The organism is Corallococcus exercitus (assembly GCF_042231735.1).
In the GTDB taxonomy this organism is placed as follows: domain Bacteria; phylum Myxococcota; class Myxococcia; order Myxococcales; family Myxococcaceae; genus Corallococcus; species Corallococcus exercitus_B.
In genome coordinates this window covers 10,057,662-10,065,075 of sequence record NZ_CP102577.1, presented here as the reverse complement: position 1 = coordinate 10,065,075, position 7,414 = coordinate 10,057,662, and the positions used below count along the sequence as shown (strand labels likewise).

The window sequence follows — 7,414 nt, the reverse complement described above, 5'->3', positions numbered from 1 at the left end:
GCGCGGGGAGTCTCTTCCCGGATTCGTCAAGGGCCCCAGATTCATGGAAGCCTTCGAACCCGTGGCGTTGTTCCTGGGTCGGGCGGGGCTCCAACGTCGGAGCCCCCTCCTAGGATGGGGCCGTAAACATCAGAATTTAAGAAATCCCCAGGCTCGTCCCTGGGGTGCTGAGTCGCCCTCATGACACATCACGTTGTCGCGGAATAATGTAACCGCCGCGAGTTGCCCAACGCCGCGCTTCACCCGGGAGCGCGGCGCACAACGGCACCCCAGCATCAACAACAGCTTCAAGTTCTCGCGAACGCCACCGCCCCGGGTGGCGCTCGCGATGGCGTCCCCGAGCGCGGAGTACACGAGATGAGCAACGAGCTGTCGAAGCGGATCGCCAACCTCTCACCGGAGAAGCGCGCCGAGTTGCTCAAGAAGATGGCCGCGCAGAAGGCCGCCGCGGGCAACACCGTGCAGGGCCTCATCCCGGTGCAGGACCGCTCGCGCCCCCTGCCGCTGTCCTTCGCTCAGCAGCGCCTCTGGTTCATTGATCAGCTGCAACCGGGCACCTCCCTCTTCAACGTGCCCATGGCGGTGCGGCTGGAGGGCGCGCTGGACGTGGCCGTGCTGGAGCGCGCGCTGCGTGAAGTCGTGCGCCGTCACGAAGTGCTCCGCACCACCTTTCGCGAGGACGCCTCGGGGCCCGTGCAGGTGGTGTCGCACGAGCCGGTGCTCACCCTGGAGCGCAAGGAGCTCTTGGACTCATCGCCGGACGAGGCCTGGCGCCTGGCGCGTGAAGCCGCGGCCCAGCCCTTCGACCTTTCGAAAGGTCCGCTGCTGCGCGCCCTGCTGCTGACGACGTCACCGCAGGAGCACCTGCTCGTGGTGGTGGTGCACCACATCGTCTCCGACGGCTGGTCCATGACGCTGCTGGTGCGCGAGGTGGCGCTGCTCTACGGGGCCTTCGTGCGAGGCCAGGCGGCCCCTCTGCCGCCCCTGGGCGTGCAGTACGCGGACTTCGGCGTCTGGCAGCGCGAGTGGTTGCAGGGCCCCCGGCTGGCGAAGCAACTCGATTACTGGAAGCAGCAGCTGGCCGGAGTGCCCTCCGCGCTGGAGCTGCCCACCGACTTCCCCCGTCCCGCCCTCCGTGACGGCCGGGGTGCCCGTCATGACGTGCTGCTGCCTCGTGAGTTGACGGACGCGCTGAGAGCGCTGGCACAGCAGGAAGGCGCCTCCCTCTACATGGCGCTGCTGACGGGTTGGCAGCTGCTGATGGCCCGCTACTCCGGCCAGGAGGACGTCACCGTCGGCTCCCCCATGGCGGGCCGCACGCGCGGAGAGGTGGAGGGCCTCATCGGCCTCTTCGTCAACGCCCAGGTGCTCCGCACGCGGGTGACGGGCCGCGACTCCTTCCGCACCCTGCTGCGCCAGGTGCGCGAGACGGTGCTCGGGGCCCAGGAGCACCAGGAGCTCCCCATCGAGCGCCTCGTGGAGGAGTTGAAGCCCGAGCGCATCCCGGGGCGTACGCCCTTCTTCCAGGTGATGCTCACCTACCAGGCCTCCTTCCGCGGCGCGGCCTCCGTCGAGGGCGTGAAGCTGGAAGCGCTGGAGCTGGACACCTTCTCCGCCAAGTTCGACCTGACGCTCCAGGTGCTGGAGACGGACGCGGGCCTCAAGGGCTACCTCGAGTACACCACCGACCTCTTCACCCACTCCACCGCCGCTCGCATGGCCGAGCACCTGCGCGTGCTCCTGCAGGAGGCCGTCGCGCAGCCGAATGAGTCCGTGGCCCGCTTGCCGCTGCTGACCCCGGAGGAACGGCACGAAATGCTGGTGGCGTGGAACGCCACGCGAGCACCGTTCCCGGAAGCGTGCATGCACTCGCTCTTCGAGGCGCAGGTGTGCGCTACGCCCAAGGCGGTGGCCGCGGTGTTCGAGGGGACGCAGCTGACGTATGCGCAACTGGACGCGCGCGCCAATCAGCTCGCCCACGCCCTGCGCCGTCGTGGCGTCGGCCCGGAAGTCCGCGTCGCACTCAGTGTCGAGCGTTCGCTCGATATCGTCATCGGCCTGCTTGGCATCCTGAAGGCCGGTGGCGCCTGGGTGCCGGTGGATCCGCTGCTGCCCCGTGAGCGTCTGGCCTTCATGCTGGAGGACAGCGCCGCCCAGGTGCTCGTCACCCAGCAGGGGTTGGTGGACCGTTTCCCGGAGACGCTGCATGTCCGGGCGCTCTGCCTGGACACGGAGCGCGGTGCTCTCGCGGAGGAGCCCACGGATGCGCCTAGGACGGGCGTGACGCCCGCGAACATGGCGTACCTGCTCTACACGTCGGGCAGCACGGGGACTCCCAAGGGCACGGCGGTGGAGCACCGCAGTGTCGCCAACCTCGTCACCCACGAAGCGGTGGCCTACGGCATCGGGCCCGGCAGTCGCGTGCTCCAGTTCGCGAGCCTCAGCTTCGACCTGTCGGTCGAGGAGATCTTCACCACGCTCTGCAACGGCGCCACGCTGGTGCTCGCGCCGCTGGAGAAGCTGATGCCGGGCGCGCCCCTGCCCGTGTTGCTGCGGGAGCAGGAGTTGAGTGTCGTCAGCCTCACCCCGGCGGCACTGGCGGCGACGTCCTCCGAGAGACTGCCGGAACTGCGCACGGTCATCTCCGGCGGTGAAGCCCTGCCCGCGGATGTCGTCGCGCGCTGGGCCCCCGGGCGGCGCCTGCTCAATACGTATGGCCCCACGGAGGCCACCGTCATCGCCACGCTGGGCGAGGTGGCCGCGGATGGGAACGTGCCGTCCATTGGCAGGCCGCTGGCGAACGTGGGCGTCTACGTGCTCGACCCGCATGGGCAGCCGGTGCCTGTGGGCGTGCGCGGTGAGTTGCACATCGGTGGCGTGGGCGTCGCGCGTGGGTACGCGGGACGTCCGGGCCTCACCGCTGAGCGCTTCGTGCCGGACGCCTTCTCCGGTGAGGAGGGCGCGCGCCTCTACCGCACGGGCGACGTGGTGCGCTGGCGCGCGGACGGACAGCTGGACTTCATCGGCCGCATAGACGCCCAGGTGAAGGTGCGCGGCTTCCGCATCGAGCTGGGCGAAGTCGAGAACGCCCTGCGTGCCGTCCCGTCCGTGAAGGACGCCGTGGTGCTCGCCCGCGAGGATGCTCCGGGCGACAAGCGGCTGGTGGCCTACGTCGTGGGTGAAGCCCTCGACGTCACGGCCCTCCGCGCGCACCTCAAGCAGCACCTTCCCGAGTACATGGTGCCCGCCGCCTTCGTCTCCCTGGAGACGCTGCCGCTGACGTCCAACGGCAAGGTGGACCGCAAGGCCCTCCCTGCTCCGGATGCGAGCCTGCTTCGGGCCTCGCACGCCTACGAAGCGCCGGTGACGCCGCTGGAGGAGAAGCTCGCAGCGCTCTGGAGCGAGGTGCTGCGCGTGCCCACCGTGGGCCGTACGGACAACTTCTTTGAGTTGGGTGGCCACTCGCTGCTCGCCACCCAGCTGGTGGCCCGCGTGCGCGCCGCACTCGACGTGGAGTTGCCGCTCCGCGCGCTCTTCGAGGCCCCCACCATCGCCTCCCTCGCTGAACGCCTCCAGCGCACGGCGACGGGCACGCGGCTGCCGCCTCTCACCCGCACGCGCACCGAAGGTCCCCAGCCCCTCTCCTTCGCCCAGCAGCGCCTCTGGTTCCTCGACCAGCTGGCGCCGGACGACGCTTCCTACAATCTTCCCGTCACGCTCCGCCTCCTGGGACGCCTGGACGTCGAAGCCCTGCGCCGCGCCTTTGAAGCGCTCGTGGCGCGTCACGAGGCCCTGCGCACCACCTTCTTCGAGCACGAGGGCCAGCCCTTCCAGCGCATCCATGCTCCGGCTGCGTGGGCCCTTCCGGTGGAGGACCTCTCCTCCCTGGACGACGCTGCGCGCGAAGCGGAGACGGTGCGGCTTGCCACCCGCGAGGCCCGGCAGCCCTTCCACCTCGTCCACGGTCCGCTGCTGCGCACCGCCCTGCTGCGGCTGGCCGAGGAGACGCACGTCCTCCTCGTGACGATGCACCACATCGTCTCCGACGGCTGGTCCATGGGTGTCCTCATCCGCGAGCTGGCGAGCCTCTACGAAGCCTTCAGTGGTGGCCGCTCGCCCGCACTGCCGCCGTTGCCCGTGCAGTACGCGGACTTCGCTCTCTGGCAGCGCCAGTGGCTGCAGGGTGAGACGCTGGACGCGCAGCTTGCCTACTGGAAGCGGCAGCTGGCCGGTGCCCCCGCGGCGCTGGAGCTGCCCACGGACCGCCCCCGCCCGCCCGTCCAGTCGCGGCGCGGCGCCACCCTGCCCGTGCACTTCCCGTCGGAGCTGACGGACACACTGCGAGGCCTTGCTCAGCGTGAGGGCGCGACGCCCTTCATGCTGCTGCTCTCCGCCTTCCAGCTGCTCCTCTCGCGCTACTCCGGCCAGGACGACATCAGCGTCGGCTCTCCCATCGCAGGCCGCACGCAAGCGGAGACCGAGGGCCTCATCGGCTTCTTCGTCAACACGCTGGTGTTGCGCGCCCACGTGCGCCCGGAGGACTCGTTCCGCCAGCTGCTCTCCCAGGTGAAGGCCACCACGCTCGCGGCCTACGAGCACCAGCACGTGCCCTTCGAGAAGCTGGTGGAGGTCCTCCAGCCCTCGCGCGATATGAGCCGCAGTTCGCTCTTCCAGGTGATGCTCGTCCTGCAGAATGCCCCCGCCGAGGCACTGCGCGTCCCGGGCATGGCCTTCCAGCCCATCCCCCTGGAGGGCAACTCCTCCCGCTTCGACCTGTCCCTCACCCTCTTCGAGGTGCCTCAGGGGCTCACCGGCTTCATCGAGTACAGCACCGACCTCTTCGACGCATCCACCATGCAGCGCATGATGGGGCACTTCGGCGTCCTCCTCGCCGGCCTCGCGGCCCAGCCTGACGCGTGTGTCTCCGCGCTGCCCCTGATGACCGCCGCGGAGCAGCAGCGGCTGCTGGTGGAGTGGAATGAGACGGACGTCGCCTTCCCTCGCGACACCAGCATCCACGAGGCCTTCACGGCCCAGGCCCTCCGCACGCCGGAAGCCCTGGCCGTCATCCGCGGCGACCAGCAGCTCACGTTCCAGGAGCTCGACACGCGCTCCAACCAACTGGCGCACCGGCTGTTGAAGCTGGGCGTCGGGCCCGACGTGCGCGTCGTGCTGTGCGTGGAGCGCTCCGTGGAGGCCCTCGTTGGCATCCTCGGAATCCTCAAGGCCGGCGGCGCCTACGTCCCTCTCGACTTCCGCTACCCGAGCGAGTGGCTCGCCCACGTCCTCACCGACACCGGCGCGCCCGTCGTCCTCACCCAGCAGCGCGTGCGCGGCGTGCTTCCTCCGCATACGGCCCAGGTCGTCCTCCTCGACCCGGACGCGGCGGAGTTCACGGCCGAGTCCCGCGAAGCGCCCGGCGTGGCCGTCTCCGCCGCGCAACTGGCCTACATCATCTACACCTCTGGCAGCACCGGCCGTCCCAAGGGGGTGATGATCCAGCACCGCTCCGTGATGAACCTGCGGCAGGGGCTGGCCGCCACCGTGCACCAGGGCCGAGGCATGGCGGAGCGGGTCAGCGTCAACGCCCCGCTGTCCTTCGACGCCTCCGTCCAGCAGCTCGTCCAGGTGCTCGACGGCCACACCCTCTGCATCGTCCCGGAAGAGGCCCGCGCGGATGCCGGGGAGTTGGTGAAGCGGATTGGGCAGGACGCGCTGGAGGTCCTCGATTGCTCGCCCGCGCACCTGCGCCTGCTGGTGGATGAAGGCCTGCTGGAGCGTCAGGCCATCCCCCGCCGTGTCCTCGTGGGCGGTGAAGCGGTGGATCCGGCCACCTGGCGCCACCTGGCCCAGGCCCCGCGCCTGCGCGCCTTCAACGTCTACGGCCCCACCGAGTGCACCGTTGACGCCACCGCCTGCGCCTTCGACGCCTCCCCCACGCCCACCATCGGCCGGCCGCTGTCCAACGTGCGTGTCTACGTGCTGGACCGCACGCTGCGCCCCGTGCCCACGGGCGTCGCGGGTGAGCTGTTCATCGGGGGCGAGGGCGTCGCTCGCGGCTACCTCAACCGCCCGGAGCTGACGGCGGAGCGCTTCATCCCGGATGGCTTCTCCTCGACGCCCGGCGCCCGCCTCTACCGCACCGGCGACGTGGTGCGCTGGCGCGCGGACGGGATGATTGACTACCTGGGCCGTGCGGACTTCCAGGTGAAGGTGCGCGGCTTCCGCATCGAGCTGGGCGAAATCGAGGCGGCCCTCCTCAAGCATCCCCAGGTGCATGCCGCCGTCGTGCTGGCGCGCGAGGACATCCCCGGCGACAAGCGGCTCGTCGCCTACGTGGTGCCCACGGAGGGCGCTCTTCCCGCCCCCACGCCTGACGTCCTCAAGGACTGGCTCAAGCAGTCCCTGCCCGAGCACATGCGGCCCTCCGCGTTCCTCGTGCTGGAGGCCCTGCCGCTCAACACCAACGGCAAGGTGGACCGCAAGGCGCTGCCCGCGCCGCAGGGCGCCGCGCTCGCCTCCACCTACGTCGCGCCCCGCACTCCTGAAGAGGAGCAGCTCGCGGCCCTCTTCACGCAGGTGCTGCGCGTGGAGCGCGTGGGCGTCCACGACGACTTCTTCGCGCTCGGCGGCCACTCGCTCCTGGCCACGCAGCTCGTCTCGCGCGTGCGTACCACCTTCCGCGTGGAGCTGCCGCTACGGGCCCTCTTCGAGGCCCCCACCGTGGCCGCGCTCGCCGAGCGCCTGCGGACACAGACGCCCAGCGTCCGCCTCCCTCCGCTCACGCGCGTTCGCGCGGACGGCCCGCAGCCCCTGTCCTTCGCCCAGCACCGCCTCTGGTTCCTCGACCAGCTCACGCCCGGCGATGCGTCGTACAACATCCCCACGGCACTCCGGCTGACAGGCCAGGTGGACGTGGAGTCGCTGCGCCGCGCCTTCGAAGCACTCGTGGCCCGCCACGAATCCCTGCGCACCACCTTCCGCGAGCACCAGGGCCAGGCCGCCCAGCACCTCCACGCCCCTGAGACGTGGGCGTTGCCGCTCATCGACCTGTCCGCGTTGCCCGAAGCGCAGCGCGAAGCCGAAGCGCAACGGAAGGCCGAAGCGGATGCACGTCAGCCGTTCGACCTGCGGCATGGCCCGCTCCTGCGCACCGCGCTGGTGCGGCTGGCCGGCGAAGAGCACCTGCTGCTGGTGACGATGCACCACATCGTCTCCGACGGCTGGTCCATGGGCGTCCTCGTCCGGGAGCTGGTGGCCCTCTACGAGGCCTTCAGCACCGGCCAGACGCCCGCGCTTGCGCCGTTGCCCGTGCAGTACGCGGACTTCGCGACGTGGCAGCGCAACTGGCTCCAGGGCGAGACGCTGGATGCGCAGCTCGGCTACTGGAAGCAGCAGTTGGCGGACGCTCCCA

At 70.4% G+C, this 7,414-nt stretch carries 1 protein-coding gene (running past one end of the window); it reads left to right on the top strand.

The genetic code is table 11. The features are described 5' to 3' along the window. The first annotated feature begins 357 nt into the window (after positions 1–357). Positions 358–7,414 carry the start of a non-ribosomal peptide synthase/polyketide synthase gene (locus NR792_RS40415; protein ID WP_375758002.1) on the top strand. Its footprint extends 22,322 nt past the window's final position, so 7,057 of the gene's 29,379 nt are visible here — the first part of the coding sequence; its start codon is at positions 358–360; its stop codon lies off the right edge, out of view.